Origin of the sequence: Yersinia entomophaga (assembly GCF_001656035.1) — a bacterium.
In the GTDB taxonomy this organism is placed as follows: domain Bacteria; phylum Pseudomonadota; class Gammaproteobacteria; order Enterobacterales; family Enterobacteriaceae; genus Yersinia; species Yersinia entomophaga.
This window is the reverse complement of record NZ_CP010029.1, coordinates 3896745-3922456: the sequence shown is the minus strand read 5'-3', so window position 1 is coordinate 3922456 and position 25712 is coordinate 3896745. Positions and strand designations below refer to the sequence as shown.

Genomic DNA, 25712 nt, shown 5'->3' with positions numbered 1-25712 from the left:
AGGAATAATCGGTTAAAAATGTCCAAAAGAGGTCTGGAAAGCCACAACAGACGTAACAAAACATTTCAGATAGCGTCATTGTCTACTGCGCTTGGAGAGAATTTATTAAATGTGGTACATACCCATACTTTTTGCAAAGGTATAATCTCGTTTTGGGTAAAATTTACACATAAAAACCGTTTATAAGGTCATTTTGCATACGATTGGCGCTATTTTATGCTATGAATTTAACAAAAAGATTAACTGTGAAGCAGATCTCATCCTCAAGCCGGCCTATCCCCTACTCTTTAGCTATGATGTTGTTTAGTGGAGAGAATAATGAAATATCAAAATGTACTGGTTGCTGTTTCACTTTCGCCGGACAGCCAGCAATTAGTCGACAAGGCGGTTTCAATCGTTCGCCCACATAACGGTATTATTTCTTTGGTCACGCTGACTACCGAACCGGAAATGTATAATAACTTTGCAGCGCCAATGCTGGGCGATCTGCGCAACCTGTTACAGGAAGAAGCTCGCTTATTTATGGCTGAGTTACAGGCCAAAACCAATTATCCCATTGCTGAAATGGCCATTCTCCACGGCGAATTAGCGGATAGCCTGAATTACGTCAGTAATAAACGGCAAATAGATTTGGTTATTTGCGGCCATCATAGCGCCAGCATGATGAATAAAATTTATTGCTCAGCAACCCGATTAATCAATGCCAGCCGCGTTGATGTCCTGATCGTCCCGCTATAACGGCTGTGCCTTATTGAGGCATTTTGTGCAATACCCATTATTCTTTTTGCAGCACCTAACGAGGTTTGCGCTAGCCACACCTCATTCCGATCTGTCAAACGAGCAAGGAACTCAACATGCCTCAAGATAAAATCCATAACCGTCGTATTGTGCTGGCCTCCAGACCCAAAGGCGCACCGACAGCGGATAATTTTCGTTTAGAGATCATAGACATCCCTCAGCCAGCGGCAGGACAGATCTTGCTGAGAACCCGCTATTTATCTCTCGATCCTTATATGCGTGGTCGCATGAGCGATGCCCCATCATATGCCCCTCCAGTTGCCATTGACGACGTGATGGTTGGCGGCACGGTTTCCCGGGTTGAAGCCTCGCAACATCCTGATTTTAAAGTCGGTGATTGGGTATTGTCCGCTAACGGATGGCAGGATTACGCGGTTTCTGACGGCAGCAATGTGAAAAACCTTGGCCCATTACTGTCTCATCCTTCTCGCTCACTTGGTGTTTTGGGCATGCCTGGATTTACCGCCTATATGGGATTACTGGATATAGGTCAGCCAAAAGAAGGCGAAACACTGGTGGTGGCGGCTGCCAGCGGCGCGGTAGGTTCGGTTGTTGGACAAATTGGGAAAATTAAAGGCTGCCGTGTAGTTGGCATTGCCGGTGGCACAGAAAAATGTCGCTATGTGGTAGAAGAACTGGGATTTGACGTCTGCATTGATCATCAATCTACTGATTTTCCTCAGCAATTAGCTAAAGCCTGCTCTGACGGTATAGATATTTACTACGAAAACGTCGGCGGTGCCGTATTCGATGCGGTCTTACCTCTGCTAAACACCCAAGCACGTATTCCTGTTTGCGGCATTATTTCACAGTATAACGCCACCGCATTACCTGACGGGCCAGATCGCCTGCCGTTATTGCAAGGTCTGATTTTACGTAAACGCATCAGAATGCAGGGGTTCATCATTTTTGATGACTATGGTCATCACTACGGCGAATTCATCAAACAGATGAACGAATGGCTCGAACAGGGCAAGATCAAATTCCGCGAAGATTTAGTTGATGGATTGGAGAATGCCCCACAGGCCTTTATGGGTCTGCTACAAGGTAAGAACTTTGGTAAGTTGGTTATTCGCGTGAGCAACGAATAAACAATAAAACCGGGGTCAGAAGACCCCGGTGAATAATTGTACGACGCCGTTTAATCAGAATCTTTAATTTACAGCCACTCCCCAAAGCGACGGATATAGAATCGCTTCATCAATTGCGCAACCACGCAATAACTAATCAATGTACCCGCTAACCACGGGAAATATTGCCACGGCAGCGGCTGCAGACCGACCAGCGCGCCAAGAGGTGAGAACGGAATATAAATACCAATCGCCATAACCAATCCGGTCATCAATAAAACCGGCAACGCAGCAGTACTTTGGATAAACGGAATTTTTTGCGTGCGCAACATATGCACAACCAATGTTTGCGAGAGTAGCCCCTCAATAAACCAGCCAGACTGGAATAGCGCCTGATGCTCTACGCTATTAGCCGCGAAGACAAACCACATTAATGCGTAAGTAGTAATATCAAAAATAGACGAGGTTGGGCCAATCCATAGCATAAAGCGGCCAATGTTTTTCGCATCCCACTTACGCGGTTTGCGCAAAAATTCTTTATCCATTTTATCCCAAGGCAATGATAGCTGGGAAATATCGTACATCAGATTTTGCAGCAGTAAATGAATCGCCAACATCGGCAAAAAAGGAATAAAAGCACTGGCAACCAATACGGAAAACACATTGCCGAAGTTGGAACTGGCGGTCATGTTTAGGTATTTGATGATATTACCAAAGGTTTCTCGCCCTTTGATTACGCCCTCCTCCAGCACCATCAGATTTTTTTCCAGCAAAATGATATCCGCGGATTCTTTCGCTATATCGGTTGCGGTATCAACGGAAATTCCCACGTCTGCATCGCGCAACGCCGGAGCATCATTGATACCATCGCCGAGGAAACCGACCGTATGCCCGTTGGCCTGCAACATTTTCAATACGCGAGATTTTTGTAATGGTGTTAGTTTGGTGAATACCGTGCGCAACTCGACTTCACGCGCCAGCGTTTCAGCATCCATCAATTCAATATCGCTGCCACCGAGTGGTTCTCCCGGTTCCAAACCAACATCGCGACAAATTTTGCTGGTGATAATCGGGTTATCGCCGGTTAAAACTTTTACCGCTACGCCATTTTCACGCAGTGCAGCAATGGCCGCCGCCGCACTTTCCTTTGGCGGATCGAGGAACGTCAACACCCCTTCGACAATCAGCTCTTTTTCATCGTGAATACTGAGTGGAACATTGCTGACCTGCGATCCCATATCCCGAGTTGCTAGCAGCAGAACCCGGAAACCGTCCTGATTATATTGGCTGGCTAGTGTCAGCAATGCCTGCCGACGCGCATCATTCATCGGCAAAATCTGATCGCCATCGCGAATATGGCTACAGATTTGGAGCATTTCTTCCACCGCACCTTTGCAGATCAACTGCTGCCGCTGATCCTTATCTTTCACCACAATCGACAAGCGGCGACGCACAAAATCGAAAGGTAATTCATCGACTTTATTGTAACTACGCAAAGGATCGATAACTGATTTACCGCGGCCAAAACTGATAACCGCCTGATCCATCAGATTCCGCATACCGCTTTGATGATAGCTATTGAGCCAGGCCAGTTGCAGGACCCGAGTATCGTTACAGCCTTTCGCATCTAAATGATGTTCCAGAATGATACGATCCTGAGTCAATGTGCCGGTTTTATCGGTGCACAACACATCCATCGCGCCGAAATTTTGTATAGCATTTAGTCGCTTAACAACCACTTTTCTTTTGGCCATGGCGATTGCGCCTTTTGCCAGGTTAGAGCTGACAATCATTGGCAACATTTCTGGCGTTAAGCCCACGGCAACCGCTAAGGCAAATAATGCCGCTTCCGTCCAATCACCTTTGGTAAAACCATTAATCAGTAAAACAATCGGAACCATAACCAGCATAAATCGGATCAATAACCAGCTAACACTGTTGACGCCACGGTCAAATGCGGTTTGAGAACGCGTTCCTACGATAGATTTCGCCAGCGAACCAAAATAGGTATGCCCTCCGGTAGCCACGACCACCGCGGTCGCCGTTCCACTCGCCACGTTGGTTCCCATCAAACAAACGTTAGATAATTCCAGCAGCTCACTTTCACTACAGGCCTCCGAGGAGGTTGATTTTTGGCTTACACAGCTTAATGCATCGTATTTTTCGATAGGAATTGCTTCACCAGTCAAAATTGCCTGACTGATAAACAGATCCCTTGAAGAAACCAATCTGAGATCAGCAGGAACCATATCTCCAGCAGACAAATAAATAATATCCCCCGGAACCAATTCTTTAATCGACACTTCCCTTTTAACCGGCTGCACGCTGTGTTTTTCACGACGCATTACCGTTGCGGTAGTTCTTACCATCGATTTCAAGGCTTCTGCCGCTTTATTGGTACGGTATTCTTGCCAGAATCGCAAAAATCCGCTCAGCAGTACCATAATCACAATAATAAATACGCCGGTAAGATCGGTTTCTTCCCCTTGTTTCATCGGCAGCCAGTAATCAGTGAAGAAACTGATCGCCGCCAGTACCATTAGGACAAAAATAAACGGATTATTAAAAGCAGCGACCAGTTGTATCAACGCATGTGGGGCTTTATCATGAGCAACTTCATTTGCGCCATATTGCTCAAGGCGTTCCTGGGCATCCTCTTCGGTTAAACCATTTAAATTGGCATTCAATTTGGATAAGGTTAAATCCAGACTATTTTTGGCCTCTTGTGCAACGACAAAAGGTTTGTTTTTTTCACGGCGATAATTTTCCGCTTGCCCTGTTTTCATTAATTTGGTCATAACGCATCTCTTTTTATTTCATACTCATCACGCAGGGTTTATCCTCCCAATTATTTTGAGAATAAACTGACGTCGAGATTTATTTATTGCGTTGCCAACCAGATTAATTTAAATCGAAATTAACAACGCTTGATTAATTTAACTCCGGGGTGCTCGTCCATAACGGCTCCTTACTACCACTTGGGTGAGAATAGTTTATTATTTATGATTAATAGTTTTGCCAGATAACAGTAAAATTTCATATGGGCAATTCTGATGCCACTCGCCAATGAACCGCGCTGACGCTTCTTTCCAGACTAACGCGACAAACAATGCCTTCTATTTCTTTTTGCGCCGCTGGCGTTGCCATTATTTCGGCACACACTTCTAATTGACCGGGACGAGAAATATCTGCGCTACATAAAGATTGCAAACGCAGTGCCATTCCATTCAATCCCTGCAATATTAATGTTCTCACCAATATTTCATCTTCAGTGCCGCAGGTTACCTGAATACGATAACGAACTTCCAGATCGAGAGCCTGTTGTTGGGGCTGTAGATTAATTCGATGAGCAGCTTCGCGCAGTAATATATTAGCGCTCAAAATAATCGCAGTCGCACACACCGCATGCCAGACAAGCCCAAGTCCGCAAAGAACGCCCACCGCAGCGGAACACCACAGAGTCGCCGCCGTGTTCAAACCGCGAATATTCATGCCGTCGCGCATAATAACACCGGCGCCCAAAAAACCGATCCCAGAAACAATTTGTGCGGCAATTCGCCCCGGACTATCCGGAGATGTTACGGCAGAGCTAAGAACAAATATCGCAGCGCCTGTAGCAACCAAAGCATAAGTGCGTAATCCCGCCATACGCTGACGCCATTGACGCTCAGCGCCAATTAATGCGCCCAAAGCCGTAGCGAGTAATATATTTAAGACGAACGGAGTCAATGACATGATTCTATCCACATTATTAATGGAAGAGTAATCATGTGCTATTTAGCACACAGGTAATTGTGCCGAGAGAATACTCAGCAATTAACTGATGTGAAAACCAGGAGGAAATAGAGAGTGACCGTTGAATACCATAATAAAATCCAAATAAACTCTTTCGATGATAAAACCATCGACTATTTATAATTCACTAGGGTATGCACAGTTCAGAATAAAACTTGAGGGTGCTGCCCGCCATGTTCGGCAAGCAACAAATCAGAAGGAGATGAGTCAGCTTGCCTTGCTTATTTGACTACAACTTTGGGTGTCCATTAATTCTCTCCACTGAAATTTCGCATAATTATAGGTTCGGGGAATAAATATGTAAAGCGAGGTTTTTTCAACAAATCATAAACGACAATAATTCATTAGGAAATATAATTAAAAACTTCGTTTACGTTGATAATTAAGTGTATTTCGCTTAAAAAAGGAAAATATTCTTATCATTGAATTTATTGCTCAAGGAAAAAATAATCTTCTGGCGTTCAATTAAGCCGGCTTATGAGTTTCCGTAATGCCACAGCGCACCTGATTTTTGCTCTCCCGCGCAGGGAACCAAAACATTTTTAGCTCCCCTATCACGAATTTACTCGTTTCAGTGACGGCTAACTCAGAAAGATTAACAAAAGCCCAAGCCCTGTATGAGACATTGCATCGCTTCGCGTATCTTATCCTTCGCAAAGATAATCGTGTTTATCCCTACCGCTCCCTGTAACTCAATCTGTATAAAGAATTCAATCTGTCGGGTTGTCAGGTTGTCAGGTTGTCAGGTTGTCAGGTTGTCAGGTTGTCGGGTTGTCGGGTTGTCGGGTTGTCGGGTTGTCGGGTTGTCGGGTTGTCGGGTTGTCGGGTTGTCGGGTTGTCAGCATTTTAGAGCTGATGTTCCCTTACTCAAGCATAAGTTCACAGCCACCAGCAGTTCTTTCATTCGTAGGAGCGCTATTGCATTAGCTATCGTACTTCGCTCGGGCCATTCAACCAGAGCGTGAGGAAGGCAAGGAAGATGAAAAACAGCAAGTTACCGCGATACTGTATTAAGCCAATCCAGTTTTTCTGATAAATCCCTTGGTAAATTTGCAGCTTTATCGGCCTTATAGGCTCCATTCTTTAGTTTTATGAACGTATTTAATCAGTTTTGCGATCTCTGTCGCATATATAACCCTAAGCATTTCGGGTCAATGGCCGATAGGTTTTAAAAGTACTCTATGCAGTTTATGTAGTTAATTACCAATGTGAATAAAGTTCTGTCCGGTTCCTACCTCTCCCTTCGATCGCCTTTAAGACGGAAATAATAATGAAAAGTGGAAGTACACAGCAATTAATAGATACAGCCACGCCTTCGCAGGCAAAAGTCATATTTATTAATAATATCCGCCTGGTTACTCTGTTTGTGGCAATTCTGGCTGGCATACTGGCACTGTTTGCCGTGGCCATTGGCACATCTAGCTACTTCTTAAAACAAAGTAATCAGTATCTTGAGCACGCTACTAAAGAGGTGGACATTCGTCTAGGTTTATCCAACAGCTCAGATTATCTCCGAGCGGCACGCTTAATTTTGATTCAGGCCGCTTCTGCCGCACGCATTGGCGACACGGAAAGTTATCAATCCGGTTTAAAAACGGCGGAGAATCGTCTGGCTGAATCGCAAAAGATGTTTGATCTTTACTTCAATCGCCCAGGTAAAGATAAAAATGAGTTAGCTCTGGATATACCGCTTAAGAAAGCTTACGAACAATATCGCAGCGAAGGGATGATGCCGATGTTGGATGCCTCACAACAGGGGCACTTTGAGGAAGTTATTTCTCTCGAAGCGGAAAAGCTTAAACAGTTAGATATGGCCTATAACGAACCTTTGCTCGCCAGCATTAATTATCTTGCCGAGCAAGCCAATCAGATAAATCAATCGGCTAAACAAGGGGCTCGGTTAGGTTATATCTTGATGGGCGGAGCCTTCATTTTCACCGTGGTTCTTACTTTGGTGACTTTTTTAGTCATTAGTAAAGTTATCATCAAGCCCATGAATGTGCTGGTCACCCGCATCCAACGGATTGCCGATGGCGACCTGACTCAACCGACTATTCCATTCGGCAAAAATGAAATTGGCCTACTCGGCAGCAACATTCAGCTGATGCAGGAATCATTATCCCGAACCGTTGAATCTGTCAGAAATAGCGCAGATTCTATCTATCAAGGGACCAGTGAAATAGCGTCTGGAAATACCGACCTATCAGCACGAACAGAGCAACAGGCCGCATCTTTGGAACAAACTGCCGCCAGCATGGAACAGCTAACCGCCACGGTAAAACAAAACTCTGAAAACGCTCATCATGCCAGCCAACTGGCAGCCAATGCCTCCAGCAAAGCTCGTGAAGGCGGTGATATTGTCAGCGATGTCGTGAGCACGATGGATAAAATATCCCTTAGCTCAATGAAAATCGCAGATATTACCAATGTTATCAATAGCATAGCATTCCAGACCAATATTCTGGCGCTAAACGCGGCTGTCGAAGCCGCCCGAGCAGGAGAGCAGGGACGTGGATTTGCGGTTGTCGCTAGTGAAGTTCGTCACTTGGCTCAACGTAGTGCGGACGCGGCCAAAGAAATAGAATGTCTGATTGAAGCTTCCGTTGATCTGGTCGGCGACGGTTCGATTTTGGTTTCTGACGCAGGCAAAGCGATGAAAGAGATTGTAACTGCGGTCACTCATGTTACGGATATTATGGGTGAAATTGCCTCTGCATCCGATGAACAAAGTCGGGGCATTAGTCAGGTAGCTCAGGCAGTTTCTGAAATGGATAATGTCACGCAGCAAAATGCCTCTTTAGTGCAGGAAGCGTCAGCGGCGGCGGCATCACTAGAGCAGCAGGCATCAATGCTGACTCACGCAGTGGCTGTTTTCCAATTAAATAGCAAAGGTAAAAACACGGGTGGACAACCCGCAAGTAACGCCAAGACAAGCAATAATTTTAATGCTAAAAAACCAGAACTGGATACGGAAAACTGGGAAACATTTTAAGCGAGTTACTCATGCCGATTAACTCTCTATATATCGGATATTCAATGTGTTAGCCGGTAGCAGGCTAACATTGATGTAAAAAAACCGGAGACAGGGAATCCCCTACTCCGGTTTCTTGTATATAGGCTTAATCAATTCAACGCGGTTCCACGAAAGTCCCGTCTTTGCTATCAATTTCGTTGAAGAACCAAACTCCCTCAGGATAATCCTTCAGTGAAACCAGATACATTACGCCCTCACTGAATTCCTCAACCTCAAGAACCACGCCTTCCCGTCTCGGGCCGCCGTCGGTTTTAACTGTCACTAGATCGTTAACTTTCATAGTCTTATCCTATCCTTAATCAATGCAGCTAGTGTAGTACATAATACAGTGAGAATGATAAGGTTTACGCGTACCAGAGTGGTATGCAACGGTAATTACCGATAGGTAGTATTTTAAATAAGGAAGCGCTGATAGGTAGCTTTCGAGGATAGATTGTCTGGAGGAAGAACGGGATGTTGCAAACGGAACGTAAAACTTGAGTCATGGCCTATTACAGATAACAAAAAACCCGCCTGAGCGGGTTTTTTCAATTAATCAGCGAGAGGCCGATTAGATTGCAGTTACGTTTGCTGCAGACGGACCTTTAGCACCGTTCTCGATAGAGAACTGTACGTTCTGGCCTTCAGCCAGGGTCTTGAAGCCTTGATCTTGGATTGCAGAGAAGTGTACGAACACGTCTTTGCTGCCGTCAGCTGGAGTGATGAAACCGAAGCCTTTAGACTCGTTGAACCACTTTACTTGACCTTTCATCATGTTAGACATGTTTATTTCCTTAATTAAAAAATTTTTGCCACCATGGGCGTGTTATAGCCGGTTATCAGTCGTTACTTATGGAGGCACTATGAAGGAAATTCGTCAGTGAAGAGCTATCAACGATAACGCTTTAAATATGAACTACTTTACTCAAGATGTCGTGCATAAATAGGTCTGTACCACAGGCCGAGACGCATTAACTCATGACGGGCTTTTAATAGCAACTCTTTTTATTACAGGAACCGAATATTGTGATTCACATGCCTAAAATTAAGGCAAAGAAGCCATTTTTTATTCACTTCCCCCGGCCACAACCTGTCGCCAGAACCATTTCATTAAATACCACTACGCCTGATTATCCGGCATTGGCGCAGATGCTTGATGCTGATGCTTGACGCTTTTCACCCTAACCCATGCTTTTAGCTATCAACGCCATCAGTTAAACCAGCTTATCTATAAAATTGCATTAACTCTGCAGGTTTTAGCCCTACGCCAATTTCGTTGCGAATGATTTTTTAAATAAGTGTTATCTATAAAGCTCAGTGAGCCGACAAAATAAAACCTGGCTTCTGGCTTCTGGCTTCTGGCTTCTGGCTTCTGGCTTCTGGCTTCTGGCTTCTGGCTTCTGGCTTCTGGCTTCTGGCTTCTGGCTTCTGGCTTCTGGCTTCTGGCTTCTGGCTTCTGGCTTCTGGCTTCTGGCTTCTGGCTTCTGGCTTCTGGCTTCTGGCTTCTGGCTTCTGGCTTCTGGCTTCTGGCTTCTGGCTTCTGGCTTCTGGCTTCTGGCTTCTGGCTTCTGGCTTCTGGCTTCTGGCTTCTGGCTTCTGGCTTCTGGCTTCTGGCTTCTGGCTTCTGGCTTCTGGCTTCTGGCTTCTGGCTTCTGGCTTCTGGCTTCTGGCTTCTGGCAGGCGATTTTAACCTTTTACTGCTGCGTTCAAAAATTTATGCCACAATTTTGCTATTATGTTCAGTAAGTTCTGTTGCTGAGAAGCTGTTTATGAAAACCAAATCCGTAACGCTCGATGATGTCGCACATTACGCGGGTGTATCCTATCAGACTGTTTCTCGCGTATTAAATCAGGCTCCGAATGTCTCAGACAAAACCAGAGCTAAAATAGAACAGGCAATGGCAGCACTGCACTATGTACCCAATCGCGTTGCCCAACAGCTGGCTGGTAAGAACAGCTGTACACTTGGGTTAGTCACAACCGATTTATCTTTACATGCGCCATCGCAGATTGCCTCTGCAATAAAGATAAAAGCCCGCCAATTAGGTTTTAGCGTCGTCATCGCCATGATTGATCATTTTGACGAGCAGGCCTGCCAGCGCGCTGTGAATGAACTCCTGGCTCAGCGAGTTGAGGGGATATTAATCAATGCGCCACTAACTCAGCAGCAAAGCGCAGAAATAACCCATCAATGCACCAATGTTCCCGTCATATTTCTGGACGTTGATCCGCAATCAACCGCTCATAGCGTGGTTTTTGACCCGTTTCATGGCGCCAGGCAAGGTGCCGAACATTTATTGGCGTTAGGGCATCAGAAAATAGTTCTGATCGCAGGCTCTAAAGACACAATTTCCTCCCAACTGCGCTATCAAGGCTGGTTAACCACATTAGCCTTGAGCGGCCTAAAGCCTCAGAAAGTGTTCTATGGAGACTGGAGCGCACACAGTGGCTATCTTTGCGCAAAATCCCTTTTACAAAGCGGCACCTCTTTTACCGCTATTCTGGTTGCCAGTGACCAGATGGCTTTGGGGGTTTTACGCGCCCTCCAGGAACAAGGTCTCAGCATTCCAAAAGATGTTTCCATAGTTGGATACGACGACACCGACGATAGTGCCTATTTTCACCCCCCTTTAACGACCGTCAGACAAGATTTTCGTCAGCTAGGCGAGAAAAGCCTGCAACAATTGGTCGCGTTACTGCGAACTAGCCATGGCATCCAGCTAAACTCTCTGCTTTTAAGCCCTGAACTTGTGCTTCGTCAAACAACAGCCCCAGTAAATAACGTTCCAATCATGTCACAAACTACACCACAAGAGCTTGCGGAACACAAATAGCGAATCGTCTGGGTACCTTGTAGTTCGAAATAAAATTACGTGTTATTGGCACACATATCATCAGCCATAAATAAATTTTACGAACCTTCTCGGAAAAAATTTTACGATTTTTTGCATAACCAAAAATAAATGCGATCTCACTCGCTTATTCATTTTTTACCCGTTTACAAGCGATTCCTTCCCCTTCAAGGTAAGCAAAACAAGAAATGTGAGCGCATAACATTTGTGTGGCTATATTTATGCGATTCAGTGTCGCCTATCGACTAAATGCAAGCCCCGATAATCAAACGGAAAAAGAAGGCTGAAAATGAATGCAGAGATAAGGCAAGGTAATCGAGAGAAATCACTGGCAAATATACTGTCTCGACGTGACTGGGAAAACCCAGGTATCACTCAATATAATCGACTGGATGCACATTCTCCCTTTCGCAGCTGGCGTGATGTTACTCAGGCTCGTGATGATACCGATTCGGCAAGTCTGCATTCTCTAAATGGATATTGGCATTTCAGTTATTTTGACCGCCCTGAGGCCGTTCCCGAGGATTGGATTACTCAGGACTTACCTAAATCAACTCTTTTACCTGTACCTTCAAATTGGCAGTTATTTGGTTTTGATACACCTATTTATACTAACGTCCAATATCCGATACCTGTTAATCCACCCTATGTACCTGACTTAAATCCCACGGGCTGTTATTCAACTGAATTCATGCTCAATCCCGACTGGCCAGCATCCGGTCAAACCCGCATCATTTTCGACGGTGTAAACTCGGCTTTTCACCTGTGGTGTAACGGCAACTGGGTTGGATATTCGCAAGACAGCCGCCTGCCTGCTGAATTCGATATTAGTCCCTATCTTCAAACCGGAAGTAACCGCATTGCCGTGTTGGTCTTGCGCTGGAGTGATGGCAGCTATCTTGAAGATCAGGACATGTGGCGTATGAGCGGGATTTTCCGCGACGTGACGTTGCTGCATAAACCAGATATCCATCTGTCTAATATCCAGATTAAGACACTACTGGCACCTGGTTTTCGCTCCGCGGAGCTCTCCGTTATGGCGGCGATCAATTTGCCTCTATTGCAACCTCATATTGCCGACAATTATTTGATAAAGGCTCAGCTTTGGCTAAATGATGTTCTGATTGGGCAGCAAGAACAGGACATGGGGAGCAAAACAATTGATGAACGAGGTAACTATCCGGAACGTGTCGAATTGGTACTACCGGTAGAATCGCCCCACTTATGGAGCGCAGAACAACCTACACTTTATCGCGTTGTTGTTGCTCTCAAGTCTTTGGATCAAGAAATCATTGAGGCGGAAGCTTATGACATAGGTTTTAGGAAAATCGAAATTGATAAAGGGCTACTCAAACTAAACGGCAAACCCTTGCTTATCCGGGGAGTCAATCGTCATGAGCATCATCCGCTGACAGGCCAGACCATAGATGAAGCTACTATGCGTCAGGATATTCAGTTAATGAAACGGCATAATTTCAATGCCGTTCGCTGCTCTCATTACCCAAATCACCCGCTGTGGTATCGTTTATGCGACCAACTGGGCCTTTATGTGGTCGATGAGGCTAATATTGAAACTCACGGGATGCAACCGATGAGCCGACTGTCTGACGATCCACGTTGGCTCAATGCATTCAGTGAACGCGTCACTCGGATGGTACAACGAGACCGTAATCATACCTGCATTATCATCTGGTCCCTTGGTAATGAGTCAGGCCATGGCGCAACTCACGATGCGCTATATCGCTGGATCAAAACTAACGATCCAACCCGTCCTGTTCAATATGAAGGTGGCGGAGCCAATACTGCCGCTACCGATATTCTCTGTCCGATGTATGCCAGAGTGGATCAAGACCAACCTTTTGATGCCGTGCCTAAGTGGTCGATAAAAAAATGGATTGGTCTACCCGAAGAGCCCCGGCCATTAATTCTTTGTGAATATGCGCACGCGATGGGGAATAGTTTTGGTGGTTTTGATCGTTACTGGCAGGCCTTCCGGCAGCATCCACGCTTACAAGGGGGGTTCGTTTGGGATTGGGTTGATCAAAGTCTGACTCGCCATGATGAAAACGGGCAAGCCTACTGGGCCTACGGTGGCGATTTTGGTGATACTCCTAACGACCGCCAATTTTGTATGAACGGATTGGTTTTCCCTGATAGAACTCCCCATCCTAGCCTTTATGAAGCACAGCGAGCGCAGCAGTTCTTTCAATTTACGCTTGTCAGCACCACCCCACTCATAGTGGAAGTAACCAGTGAATTTCTATTCCGTCATACTGACAATGAACATTTTTACTGGCGACTAGAACTGGATGGAGAAATAATTCAGCATGGAAATATACCTATTGTTATCGCCCCAGAGCTAAGCCAAAAGCTAGAGTTAGGATCATTACCAGCTCCCCTAAAGTTACAAGGTGAATTGTGGCTACACGTTGAGATTAAACAACCAACCGCTACCCAGTGGTCTGAAGAAGACCACAAGTCAGCGTGGCACCAATGGAAATTACCTACCATTCTGCCTTCATTAACCCACGCATCGAACACCGCATCGAAGCAAAATATCTCCGTGATTGGACATCCTCAACTTACATCTAATGAGCAATATTGGATTGTTGAAAATAATCGTCAGCGTTGGTTATTCGATCGACAAAGTGGTTTATTAGAACAGTGGTTAATTAATGAAAAACCGCTTTTACTTACTCCGCTTCAGGATCAGTTTATTCGCGCTCCATTAGATAATGATATTGGTATCAGCGAAACGACGCGGATTGATCCAAATGCCTGGGTTGAGCGCTGGAAACAGGCCGGAATGTATCAACTTGATCGCCGTTGTATCTCAATACATGCCAGCACAATGTCTAATGGCGTATTGATAACCGCAGATTATGAGTATAACGCTCCTCAAGGAGGTTTATTAAAAAGCCGTTGGGTCTATCATTTCAATGAACAAAATCAGATGAAAATTGAAGTCAATGTTACGCGGGCCTCAGGCTCACCATCTCCAGCCCGGATAGGCATGTGCTGCCAACTGAATCTTATCGAATCGCAAGTAAGTTGGCTTGGGCTGGGTCCACATGAAAATTATCCAGATCGCCAACTATCTGCGACTTTCAGCCAATGGACTTTGCCTCTTGAATCGCTACACACTCCCTATACGTTCCCTAGTGAGAATGGCCTGCGTTGTAACACCCGCAGTTTAAGCTATGGCAATTTACAACTAACAGGTAACTTCCATTTCGGGATTAGTCGCTACGGCTTGCAACAATTGATGGAAACATCACATCAACATCTGCTGAAACATGAAAAAGGGACTTGGTTAAACATCGATGGTTACCACATGGGCGTTGGTGGGGACGATTCTTGGAGTCCCAGTGTCAATGATGATTTCCTACTGAATGCAGAAAACTATCATTACCAAGTCTGCTGGCAGTTCAAATAATTAAGTAAACTAAGCCGGCTTTTTTATGGAGCAAGGTTTAGGATTTATACCTATATAACGGCCTATGGGTTTACCCATACAATTAAAATGATCCAGAGTATCTCTTAGTCCTGTAGTTATTCATTTTTAGCACTTTTATGCGCCCACCCTATTGGGCGCCTTTTTTATTTATTACTTTCTGTCGTACCTTACTTTTCACATCTGACTCGCACTCTACGAATGGATTATTCTCACAATGAGGATAATATGGTCAGCACTCAGAGGGGTTTATTAAACTATTAACCTTTTCTGTAAATCAGAAGCCATTGGCTACTCAATGAGTTCGCCATAACTAAAGAGGAATGATATGTCTTCAATAACCTCCGATAGTCGCATGGTTGCGATAGAAATAACCCAATTTGGCCCACCTTCCGTCTTGATGGCAGGGAAACGCCCTATCCCTACACCAGATGAAGGGCAAATTTTAGTCAAAGTTGCGGCTGCCGGCGTTAACCGGCCCGATGTTCTGCAACGTCGCGGCCTGTATGCCCCACCACCGGGCGCATCAGACATTCCGGGTTTAGAAATTTCAGGCGAAGTTGTGGCCTTAGGACAGAAAACATCCCGATTCAAGATGGGCGACAAAGTTTGCGGCCTGATCGCAGGCGGCGGTTATGCTGAATATTGTGTGATACACGAAACAAACGCCCTCCCGGTTCCGGAAGGATTATCAATGATCGAGGCGGCGGCGTTACCCGAAACCTTTTTCACCGTCTGGGCTAATTTATTTCAGCGCGGCGGCTTAAAAGCAGGAGAAACCGTGCTGATACACGGTGGTTCCTCAGGCATTGGTACAACCTCAACCATGCTAAGCAAAGCTTTTGGCGCAGCCAAAATAATTGTCACCGTCGGATCGGAAGATAAGCGAGAAGCTTGCCTGGCAATGGGCGCCGATGTAGCGATTAACTACCGTACTCAGGATTTTGTGGCTGAAACAAAATTAGCCACTGAAGGCAACGGTGCCGACGTCATTGTCGATCTCATCGCTGGTGACTATGTAGCACGCAATTATGAAGCCGCTGCGATGAATGGCAGAATTGTACAAATAGGTACGCAAAATGGTCCTGCTAAAGATCTGAACTTGATGCCGATGCTATTAAAACGCCTGACACATACCGGCTCGACGCTACGTTCACGAACCGTGGCAGAAAAAGCAATCATTGCAGAAGAGTTACAACTAAAAATTTGGCCATTGATAGAGAAAGGGAAGCTAAAACCACAGGTTTTTGCGACCTTCCCTATCAAGGAGGCCACCGCCGCACATGAGTTAATGGAAGCGAGCACTCATATTGGTAAAATTGTACTCACGTTCTAACCTCAAATAGTCACCCCGTGCTTGATAAAACAAGTAGAGCGTTCAATCTCATCAGGTTCTACGCTCTACTAAATTTTAGCTCAGTAAAGCAGGGAATTACGTCGTCACCAGCAGGTGATAACAGTGTTCAAAAACTCACGATACGCAGAAACTGCCTATAACAGTTAGGTCAGGTAATTCATCGAACTGATATACTTGAGGACGCATTTCTCGTGCTAATCTATAGTAATAGATAATAATTTTATCCGACTCATCTGCAATTACAAGGTCATCGCAATGGATATAATAAAAGAAATACTCATTGAAGACATTGAGAAAATCAATAAAAAAGAAAACCGGAATGGTCGTCTTGACTTTAATATTGAGTTCATTCATAAACATCCGTATTTGTGTTTGGCAATGCTGATTTCATATTTCTTTGTTTTAATTCTGATGCTTTTAACACCTTATTTTGGTACTTATTACGTTATTGGTTTTACTGCATTTTTTGTCATCATGTCAGCAATTTTATTGATGGAAATAAAGCCGATATTTAAATTTGAAGACATTGGTGTACTCGACCTCCGCGTTTGCTATAACGGCGAATGGTTTTTCAGCCGCGCTCTGTCTCCAGAAGCAGTGGCTAAATTGCTTGAAAATAAAAATATCAATGATGACTTTAAAAATAAAATTAAACGCATCATAGAAAATAAAGGCGAAATCGATTTCTACGATGTTTACGATCTGGCCTACTCAAAAAAGCAAGTCTCCTCGATTACTGACTCGAGAATCGTGCCTGTCTAATCAGATGATATGTACCTGATAAAAAAAGCCTTGATGATCAGATTATCAGGGCTTTTTTATGTCCATATTTATTAGAACCAATCACAGTTCAGTTAACATATTAATATTTCACTACATTAATTCAATTTTTCTACGTTTCTTAGCCAAAGGAATACGATACGTCGTCTATCGCCATCCTCTCTAAAACAACCTTATCTAGCACCATGATGCTCAGCTCATTGAGCATCATTGTCCTCAGAATATTCAGAACCAAAATCACCTAATGGGACACTCTGCATAAGTGCCACTCCATTACTTGCTCTGCCACTAACCGGAATGTTCTGTTTGCTCGCAATTCGCCACAAAAGTGCAATTAATTGTTTAAAAAAAGTTATATTATTTATCACTGACTAAAATAATCTAGGCCGGATATCTGATGAATTCTAACTCTATCGCCCCAGATCCGATGATTCTCACTCTCCCTCACCAACATTGGGGCAAGAATGAGCATGTCATTCCCGATGCAATTGAAGCCTTAGAACAGGGAAAAGTTCTTTTTTTACCGAATCTGGCTTTCCCGTTAAGCTCACAAGAGAAGCAATTACTGAACCCAGCGCTGGTCGATATAAAACGCAAAAACATCAGTTTCAAACCTCTGGAAGGTGAACTTACTGGTGTGACGGATGAAAGTAAAATCGAGCTAACGCGCCAGCTGCTTGAGCGCTATTATCAACACTGCGTTAGTCTATTAGGACAATTATTACCTGAATATACCCATGCCCTACGCAGCCCAACTAACAGCCTAAGGCTGCATCCAGTCGCCGCATGGCGGGACAAAACGTCCTGGCGCAAAGATGATAGCCGTTTACACGTTGATGCTTTCCCCTCGAGGCCTAATTACGGTGAGCGGATTATTCGTATTTTCACCAATATTAATCCCCACGGTGAAAATCGCTCTTGGCGAGTAGGTGAAGATTTTCAGCAATTAGCGAGCCGTTATCTGCCAAAACTCGATCGCTACTCACCTATTAGCAGTTGGTTACAGCATAAAGTTGGTATCACCAAACTCCGACGCAGCCATTACGATCATTTAATGTTGCAGCTACACGATAAAATGAAATCTGACGCAGATTATCAGCAAAATGGCCAACAAGTTGCGATCGAATTTCCGCCTGGTAGCAGTTGGATTTGTTTTTCAGATCAAACACCACATGCCGCAATGGGAGGCCAATATATGCTGGAACAGACCTTCCTATTACCGGTAAAGGGTATGAAACACCCAGAGCAGTCCCCGTTGAAAATTCTTGAAGCGCTCACTGGCCAACGATTGATCTAGCTATTTCGCTTATCCAATCCCTTCAGCTCGATTAACTGGAATGGCGCTGGTTTTTTCGAATAGAAGTCTTTGCCGCCCTCAGTCTTGATAGACGAGGGCGTTTCTTTATAAAAATTCCCACGTCGCTGTTTGCTCTATTCTCTTTGAGATTAGCCCTGCGAATTCTAACGTGCTTAAACAGGCTGTGATAAATTAATTCAGTGGAATGATTTTTACGAAGAATACCGTAGCAATGAAAGTTGTCACTAACCTGAAAAATAGCACAAAAAAACGGCTCCTAGTCATAGGAGCCGTCATAGTACCGTAGTTTAAGGATCGATCTAAGGATCTCCAAACTTGGTATCTCGCGCAAAGCGTTCTTTATTTGGGCAATTCATATCAGAGCAAAAACCGGGGATTTCTAACCTGATAATTAGCCGTTATTGCCTGTCTTTACAGGGCAACAACATTGGCCGCCGAAGGCCCTTTTGCGCCGTTCTCAATCGAGAACTCTACGCGCTGACCTTCATCCAGCGTTTTAAAATCGTTGCTCTGGATAGCAGAGAAATGCACGAATACATCTTTGCCACCGTCCGCTGGGGTAATAAAACCAAAGCCTTTACCCGCGTCAAACCATTTTACTAAACCAGTCATTTTATTAGACATAGCGATACTTCCTTCATTTATTTAAGCTGCCATAAGGCAAGAGAGGTCTGTCTTTCAGTTATTTCTTATGGGGCACTTAAGAAGGAGTTTCGCGGTGAAGAGGTATCTATTGAGGATAACGCTAATACTGTGAACTGCTTTACTAAAACTGCTTTCATAAGGTCTGTGTTCCAAACCGATGACGCATTAAACCAGTACGGCTCATAAATAGCAAGCTAATATATCACACTAATAGCATATAAGTTTGTTTACAGATAAAAATCAGTCATTTGAACTATACATTTTTGTTAAGTCAGACCATAAGTCGAGATGGTTAATAACCGAAAGTCATCACTGAACACCCTAATCCAATGACTCATACGTACCAAACCTGATTTAAACTCGTTGTGCTTATGCTCTGCAATCCTTGTTACCTTCTATAAAGCTTTTTTAATAGCAATCCGGCAGTCAGACCTTTCCTTTCTGGTTGCATATCCATTCGCTGTTGGGTCAGTAGATAAAACTCAGCTATAAAAAATTAAATATTTTTGATCTGAGGCAAAGAAATTAGGGGCGTGATAAGTAGCCTATAGCCGCAAATTGACAGGATTAACTGGAGGTCAATATGGTTAAAGTCTATGACAGAAATAGAAACCAAATTCGCCCTGGGCATCGCGTTATGGTCGCACAGTCAGGTTTGATTGATGTTGCGAAGGCAATACATGCTGATGGACTCTCTGATATTGAGGCCGAGCGCGCTCAGTGTGTTGAGTTACAACACGCCTGCGAACGTTATGTGCCTTTTGATCTAGTTCGTCTTGGCCAATAACGTCCTTAATAAGATTTCAATCTCTCATCTGACTTTACTCTCGTAACCACCAATAAGGCCGCCTGCATTACAGTGGCCTTATTGGTTTATTACGCCGCTATCACTTATGGCAGATTACAGGCCGGCTCAATAGCCTCGACGACTTTCTTCTGGAACGTCGCTAAGCGGCACAGTTTATTTTCACCTTCATTTTCGCAACCAGGAATATCGATGCTAACCATTCCGGCTGGGTTAATCGACAAATCCAACTTCTCCATATTTCTCAGCTGATTTAGCGTTTGGTAGAACATTTTAATCGCCACGAAGCTTTGTCCATGCTGATCTCGCCAACGTTCAAAAACTAATCCACCTCCCGGAGGGGTATTATCCGGCTGCAGCGGTAATGTCCAATTTAAACCCAGCATTCCGGCAACATTTGCAATATTGGTATCGTGGCCACCTAGAATAAATACCGCATTGTTATCGGGTAATTGAGTATTGCTTAGCGTTTTTTTAGTCGCGGGCTGTTTATCTAGCCCAGCCTTTCCCTGCTCAGGCTGTAAAAGCGCCACATTTATCTGTTGTAATAAAGGAGTTCCTTTATGCTGTGCTATATAAGGAGTTTTGGCCATGAGATCGAATTGCGAGTTATGCAAAAGCATCAGAGTCTGCCAATCCTCTCTCGTCAGCAAACGATGCCAGGCCACTATCGGCATACCCTGCGAGTTTTGTAGCAGAAATATTTCAGCCAGCGTAGAAGACAAAGCAACCGGGCCACTCAATGAAGCCTTGCTGCCTTCCTGATTTACCTGAACTTCGTTAGGTGATAGATCGGCAAAATTACAATCCATCCCTTGCTTTTCCATTTTCTGACAATATGGGGAAGCAGAAAAATTGAGTACCTTCCCCATTAAGGCCAGGGATTTAGCATAACGTTGACTTAATGTCGTGATAGGTGCGCCAAGCTTCTTTTCTATTGCTTCCTGCGTTTTTTTTGCATTTAAAGCGCAGATACCAGCCTCAACGGGATGAAACAAGGGATCGATCTGCTTTAAGTTCTTCTGATGAAATATTTTAAATCCACACTGGGGAGCAATTCCGTCTATTAACGCCTGACCAGTTAATAAAGTACGCTGGTCAATATCTGAATAAACGTAAACCTGCCCCTCAGCCGGGCATCTTTCCTTCGGCAATAATCCGGTATGACGGAAATATTGTCCGTAGAAGTGTCCCATTATCTTAACTAGCTGCTCACCTCTTGGCGTAAGATACCCAGCTTTGACCGGCCATTCGGGCCATTTATCGGGCGTGACCTCATTCATCAATTCCGTTTGCTTAGTTGGCGATCGCACGCCATGGCGGCTCAATATCACCACTTTTTCCAGCGTATATCCCACTTCTTCCGCCACTACTTTTGGGATAGTTATAGCACTGCCGATAAATGTTAATATCATTGCAGATAAGCTTAGCTTCCGCTTTATCGTTATCATTCCCCCGCTCCACTCATAATAAACTTTATCACGAGGAGTATGGTTGAGAACTGTGATTACAACAACATGATTCACTAATATATTTAAAATGCGAATGTATATTATTTTTTATTAATGAATTTGCCCCATGTTAGATAATGACATGCTTTGTTATTTATAGCCGGCTTCTGTAACCTCCTTACTATTAAGGTGATGCAATTGTTGCATCTTCGCTAACATATTAATAATTTCAACTATCCAATTCATTCTGGTCTTATATTTAATTTAAAAGCCAATGCAAAATGCAAAATGCAAAATGCAAAATGCAAAATAATATTGCCAAATTTAAATGGTTAAAATAGCCCCCCTTTAGAATTTCGTGTAATCTATGATTTACAATTTAAACAAAAGTTTACAGATAAGAAAAACAATCCATACATGGAATATGACCATGAACCTATTTAAATTATTGATTATTAACTAATTTATTTTATTTAAAATCACCTTGGCCTATTGATGATTACCTGTCATCATCAATATATATAGAATTTCCTTTCTGATATTGACCAATGAACTTATTTGGGTTCAGAATACTCCTGCTAACAAGGGTTTTTTAGCGTAAATATAAATTGTCCTTGGCAAGGTAGAGATAAAAAGGAAAACAGTATGTTTAATAATTCATTTAAAAAAATCGCACTGACAAGCCTATTACTCTCCGCTGCTGCAACCACCTTCGCAGCAACGACTCCCGCAGATATGACTTGTAAAGAGTTCCTTGACTTAAATCCTAAATCTTACACCCCAGTTGTATTTTGGGTGTTAAATGACACCACGGAATATAAGCAAGGTGACTATGTAGATTTCCAGGAAACTGACACGCTAGTCACACCGAAAGTCGTTGAAGTTTGCAAGAAATCTCCAGAGAAAAAAGTAACCGACCTCAAACAAGACATTTTGTCATTCGCTAAAAAACACATGTAGTAAAAAAGCACTCACCTAATAATGGGTGAGTGCTTTTCTTTTTATAATACTATTTTTAGTTACTGACTAAAGCAGCCAGACTTTTCACCTTAAATTATTACCAGGCCTTCACTGCATCGCCATGGTAAATTTTATCTGCTGCGGCCACGACTTCATTGGTTTGATAAGCTTTAACCAGATTTTTGATTTTCTCGCTGTCTTTATTATCTTCACGAGCGACAATAATATTGACGTACGGCGAGTCTTTATCTTCTACAAACAGACCGTCTTTCTTAGGCGTTAGGCCAATCTGACTCGAATAATTAGTGTTAATTACGGCAAGAGCCACGTTTTTATCGTCCAGTGAACGCGGGAGCTGCGCGGCCTCAATCTCGACGATTTTCAATTTTTTCGGGTTTTCAGTAATGTCCAGAGAGGTAGGAAGTAAACCAACGCCATCTTTCAGCTTTATCAGCTCAACTTTTTGTAATAACAGCAGCGCACGACCGAGGTTAGTTGGATCATTCGGTACAGCAACCTGAGCATTATCTTTCAATTCAGCCAGCGATTTTATTTTTTTAGAATAGCCAGCAATAGGATAAACAAAGGTAGTACCAACAACCGCTAATTTATAGCCCCGCTCCGCAGTCTGGCGATCCAGATAAGGCCGGTGCTGGAATGAATTAGCATCTATATCGCCAGTGCTTAACGCTTCATTCGGTAAGACATAATCCGTAAATGTCACCACTTCCACATCGAGATTGTATTTATCTTTAGCCGTTTTTTTGACCACATCCCAAAGAGGCTGATCGATACCTGCGCTAATACCAACTTTTATATGATTATCGTTCTTTTTATCCGGGCTACATCCGGTCAAAATTAAAGCACCGAATAACGAAAGGGCTATTGTCGAATATCTTAATGTCTGCTTCATTCGATGCTATTCCTTAATTAAAAATTAATTGCGATTCTTATCTATGCTATACGGTGCTGGATTGGCCGGTTCAAAATAATATTACATGTAAAATCTTAAACAACATAGATGAATAATGTATATCTTAATACCTAATTTGCATGCATTTTCATCAAGTTAAGCCACGACCTATCTGGCTAATTTTCGAGCGATACCGTGCAAATATCTCAATGAATAAAAAAACTGGGAAATGGAGCTAAATTGTTTGCTATAGATAGGCCTAGAGTGTCTCATCGATATCGTTGACCGATGATCTACATAACTAAATACATCCCTCCGGTTGAGGGAAATAACCGAAGTGCCATTAGTAATCTATTGTTGATTGAGAATAATGCAATAGGGTGGGATTAACTATTCCTGTTTATTAAACAACAAAGCCTCGTTCAAGCGAGGCCTTCTAGTAGAGATACTGGCTAATTTATTAACCTTATTTAGTTCATTTTAAATATTTCGTGCGTACGTCAGTTGTTTTTATCTTTATAGACCAACGATTGCCATAGGATAACGTAGTTCCAAAGGATATTTGCACTCTTGTTGATTCAAACCATGACAGCAAAACCGAAACATTAGCTCAGTTCTTATGTTGAGATTTCCGTTTATCGCGTAACTCTAGTTTATGTGTATACATAGAAGAATCTGCAACAGCTAGTAATGCTTTTATTGTAGTGAACTTATCAAAATCGCAGTTAGCATAACCCACGCTGAAACAGATATCATACCCTCGTCGTTCACGACGATTTCTTTGCTCTAAGGCAATTTTAAAGCGACTGAGTATGTCCACCATATCTTTGCAGCTAGATGCCGTCAGTAGCGCCACAAATTCATCTCCCCCTAAGCGGGCAACGATGTCAGTCTCACTGAAGAATAGTTGCAGTTCGTCCGCGAAAGTCATTAAAGCTTTATCACCTTCGGCGTGACCAAAATTATCATTGATCGCTTTAAAATTATTAAGATCAAAAAACACGACGCTGGCCGGAATATTATTATGTACGCAATAAGTTAACGCATGTTGTGCCAATATTTCGAAACCGCGTCTATTGGTCAACTGCGTCAACTCGTCAATAGTAGCCAATTGTACCGCGGCAATTTCTTGCTCAGCCATTTTTGCCAGATCACATAATAGCTGCTGATCGGTTTCATCCAAAGAGCGCGGCTCTACATCAATCAGACACAAAGTGCCCAGCTTACTACCGTTTGGCACCACTAACGGGCAACCCGCATAAAAACGAATGCCCGGTGCATCGATCACCAAGGGATTATCGCAAAAGCGCTGATCGGTTAACGCATCGGGCACCATCAAAATCCCCTCTTCCAAAATCGCATGACCGCAAAACGAGATATCTCGCGATGTTTCCGACTCGGCCAGACCTACGCTGGATTTAAACCACTGGCGGTTAACATCAACCAAGGATATCAAGGCAATAGGGACATTAAATAAGCGTTTTGCTAGCCGAGTGATTCGATCAAAACGTTCTTCGGGAGAAGTATCAAGAATATTATAAGCGAGCAGTGTCGCAATACGAGCGTTCTCATTCGGAGGTTTAGGGGGAATTTGCATCTTCTTATGCTCCTTTAGTTTATCTATTTAGCTTAGCAAAGATAGACCAAGAAACTTGAAGGTAAAGTAAGTTACCGTGATATAAGCAATTAAATTCCATAGGTTAAAGCGATAAGTTATATCACCGCCTGTTAGCAGACTTTTTTTCTATAGCGGTTACAGAAACTTCCAGATTGGGCGCTAAACGTTTTCTGAATAGCCCTGGATATTCCTTACCTATTCTTCCGACAGCAGATTTTTCAAATCAGCAGCAATGGGCGGGCATATCTAGCCAAGTGCGCTTTCTGTCTGAGTAAGCTTTCCGGGTCAAGCGCCTGAGTAATTATTCCTCTAAAATATCAGTATGTAAGAGGGTAGGTTAGATACCAGATTGAATGATTTCATTAGTCGCTTCCGCGCCGTTTTTGAATCCTACGCCTTCTATTGTAGAGATTCTTTTTATTCGCCCCCAAGCGTTAATTATCTCTTAGTCCATATTTAAGTAGCCGCGTGGCTCGCGCTATAGGTTATATGAAAATTCAAAGTCTACTATAATCTAAGTAGTCCTATTGGATTTTACTTATAAACAAAACACCGCTCATCATTTTTACTACCCAAGCACGTAGCCCAGCTAGCCATTTGTGTTACATCGTAGGATAAGCGATTACCGGGCGCTCGAGTGAAATAATATTTCACTGATTTTGGACACCTATTGACCGAATAAAAAAGTGAAGTCGCCCATAAATATGGCAGCCCGACATATCGACAATAGACTAACTGTGATGCGGGTCGCTGAAAAAATCTCGCCTAACTGATTGAATAGTGGCGGAGAGAGAGGGATTTGAACCCTCGGAGGGGTTTCCCCCTCAACGGTTTTCGAGACCGTCCCGTTCAGCCGCTCCGGCATCTCTCCGTGCTTATAGTT

General features: G+C 43.6%; 20 protein-coding genes and 1 tRNA gene. 12 read left to right on the top strand and 9 right to left on the bottom strand.

Annotation, left to right across the window (positions count from 1 at the left end; all coding sequences use genetic code 11):
• Window positions 1–318 precede the first annotated feature (318 nt).
• Window positions 319–738, top strand: a complete 420-nt coding sequence (uspC, locus tag PL78_RS17545) for a universal stress protein UspC (protein ID WP_064517600.1) — start codon at window positions 319–321, stop codon at window positions 736–738.
• 116 nt (window positions 739–854) lie between these two features.
• Window positions 855–1889, top strand: coding sequence for an NADP-dependent oxidoreductase (locus PL78_RS17540; RefSeq protein WP_064517599.1), 1035 nt, complete (start codon window positions 855–857; stop codon window positions 1887–1889).
• 68 nt (window positions 1890–1957) lie between these two features.
• On the opposite strand, the gene mgtA is transcribed toward PL78_RS17540, so the two are convergent.
• Together mgtA and PL78_RS17530 are read right to left on the bottom strand one after the other, a co-directional pair.
• Complete coding sequence (gene mgtA / locus PL78_RS17535; protein ID WP_064517597.1) at window positions 1958–4666, bottom strand: magnesium-translocating P-type ATPase; 2709 nt, start codon at window positions 4664–4666, stop codon at window positions 1958–1960.
• A 238-nt stretch (window positions 4667–4904) separates the two neighbouring features.
• Window positions 4905–5603: an MgtC family protein gene (locus tag PL78_RS17530; RefSeq protein WP_064517595.1), complete on the bottom strand. Its 699-nt coding sequence runs from the start codon at window positions 5601–5603 to the stop codon at window positions 4905–4907.
• 1330 nt (window positions 5604–6933) lie between these two features.
• Between PL78_RS17530 and PL78_RS17525 the strand changes: the two genes are divergently transcribed.
• Window positions 6934–8655: a methyl-accepting chemotaxis protein gene (locus PL78_RS17525; RefSeq protein WP_064517593.1), complete on the top strand. Its 1722-nt coding sequence runs from the start codon at window positions 6934–6936 to the stop codon at window positions 8653–8655.
• A 136-nt stretch (window positions 8656–8791) separates the two neighbouring features.
• Here the strand turns inward: PL78_RS17525 and dsrB are convergent, their stop codons facing one another.
• Window positions 8792–8977, bottom strand: a complete 186-nt coding sequence (gene dsrB, locus PL78_RS17520) for a protein DsrB (RefSeq protein WP_064517591.1) — start codon at window positions 8975–8977, stop codon at window positions 8792–8794.
• 270 nt (window positions 8978–9247) lie between these two features.
• Window positions 9248–9460 (bottom strand): transcription antiterminator/RNA stability regulator CspE, encoded by a 213-nt coding sequence (cspE, locus tag PL78_RS17515; protein ID WP_002210893.1) that lies wholly within the window; start codon window positions 9458–9460, stop codon window positions 9248–9250.
• Between the two features lie 251 nt (window positions 9461–9711).
• Between cspE (PL78_RS17515) and PL78_RS20920 the strand changes: the two genes are divergently transcribed.
• The 7 genes from PL78_RS20920 (at window position 9712) to PL78_RS17485 (ending at window position 18416) form a co-directional block, all read left to right on the top strand.
• The gene (locus tag PL78_RS20920) at window positions 9712–9846 is read left to right on the top strand and encodes a hypothetical protein (RefSeq protein ID WP_268806860.1); all 135 of its coding nucleotides are present in this window, start codon (window positions 9712–9714) and stop codon (window positions 9844–9846) included.
• A 147-nt stretch (window positions 9847–9993) separates the two neighbouring features.
• Window positions 9994–10422 carry a hypothetical protein gene (locus PL78_RS17510; protein WP_084414350.1) on the top strand — a complete coding sequence of 143 codons (429 nt, stop codon included), beginning with the start codon at window positions 9994–9996 and terminating at the stop codon, window positions 10420–10422.
• Between the two features lie 23 nt (window positions 10423–10445).
• Window positions 10446–11510, top strand: coding sequence for a LacI family DNA-binding transcriptional regulator (locus PL78_RS17505; protein WP_064517589.1), 1065 nt, complete (start codon window positions 10446–10448; stop codon window positions 11508–11510).
• 307 nt (window positions 11511–11817) lie between these two features.
• Window positions 11818–14964, top strand: coding sequence for a beta-galactosidase (locus tag PL78_RS17500; protein WP_064517588.1), 3147 nt, complete (start codon window positions 11818–11820; stop codon window positions 14962–14964).
• Between the two features lie 346 nt (window positions 14965–15310).
• Window positions 15311–16318 (top strand): NAD(P)H-quinone oxidoreductase, encoded by a 1008-nt coding sequence (locus PL78_RS17495; RefSeq protein WP_064517586.1) that lies wholly within the window; start codon window positions 15311–15313, stop codon window positions 16316–16318.
• 276 nt (window positions 16319–16594) lie between these two features.
• Entirely contained in the window at window positions 16595–17101 is a 507-nt protein-coding gene (locus PL78_RS17490; RefSeq protein WP_064517584.1) for a YlaC family protein, read from the top strand.
• Between the two features lie 415 nt (window positions 17102–17516).
• Window positions 17517–18416, top strand: coding sequence for a Kdo hydroxylase KdoO (locus tag PL78_RS17485; RefSeq protein ID WP_064517582.1), 900 nt, complete (start codon window positions 17517–17519; stop codon window positions 18414–18416).
• A gap of 432 nt (window positions 18417–18848) precedes the next feature.
• Here the strand turns inward: PL78_RS17485 and cspE (PL78_RS17480) are convergent, their stop codons facing one another.
• Window positions 18849–19061, bottom strand: coding sequence for a transcription antiterminator/RNA stability regulator CspE (gene cspE / locus PL78_RS17480; protein WP_064517579.1), 213 nt, complete (start codon window positions 19059–19061; stop codon window positions 18849–18851).
• A 604-nt stretch (window positions 19062–19665) separates the two neighbouring features.
• On the opposite strand from cspE (PL78_RS17480), the gene ydfZ reads away from it, so the two are divergent.
• Window positions 19666–19869 (top strand): putative selenium delivery protein YdfZ, encoded by a 204-nt coding sequence (ydfZ, locus tag PL78_RS17475; protein ID WP_049597160.1) that lies wholly within the window; start codon window positions 19666–19668, stop codon window positions 19867–19869.
• Window positions 19870–19973: 104 nt separating this feature from the next.
• Here the strand turns inward: ydfZ and PL78_RS17470 are convergent, their stop codons facing one another.
• Entirely contained in the window at window positions 19974–21338 is a 1365-nt protein-coding gene (locus PL78_RS17470; protein WP_064517576.1) for an AppA family phytase/histidine-type acid phosphatase, read from the bottom strand.
• A gap of 645 nt (window positions 21339–21983) precedes the next feature.
• Between PL78_RS17470 and hdeB the strand changes: the two genes are divergently transcribed.
• Window positions 21984–22298, top strand: a complete 315-nt coding sequence (hdeB, locus tag PL78_RS17465) for an acid-activated periplasmic chaperone HdeB (protein WP_064517573.1) — start codon at window positions 21984–21986, stop codon at window positions 22296–22298.
• A gap of 97 nt (window positions 22299–22395) precedes the next feature.
• Here hdeB and metQ read toward each other — a convergent pair whose 3' ends face one another.
• From metQ to PL78_RS17450, 3 genes are all read right to left on the bottom strand, one after another.
• Window positions 22396–23211, bottom strand: a complete 816-nt coding sequence (metQ, locus tag PL78_RS17460) for a methionine ABC transporter substrate-binding lipoprotein MetQ (RefSeq protein ID WP_064517570.1) — start codon at window positions 23209–23211, stop codon at window positions 22396–22398.
• A gap of 610 nt (window positions 23212–23821) precedes the next feature.
• Window positions 23822–24808, bottom strand: coding sequence for a sensor domain-containing diguanylate cyclase (locus PL78_RS17455; protein ID WP_064517567.1), 987 nt, complete (start codon window positions 24806–24808; stop codon window positions 23822–23824).
• Window positions 24809–25610: 802 nt separating this feature from the next.
• Window positions 25611–25700 (bottom strand) — tRNA-Ser (locus PL78_RS17450).
• Window positions 25701–25712 lie beyond the last annotated feature (12 nt).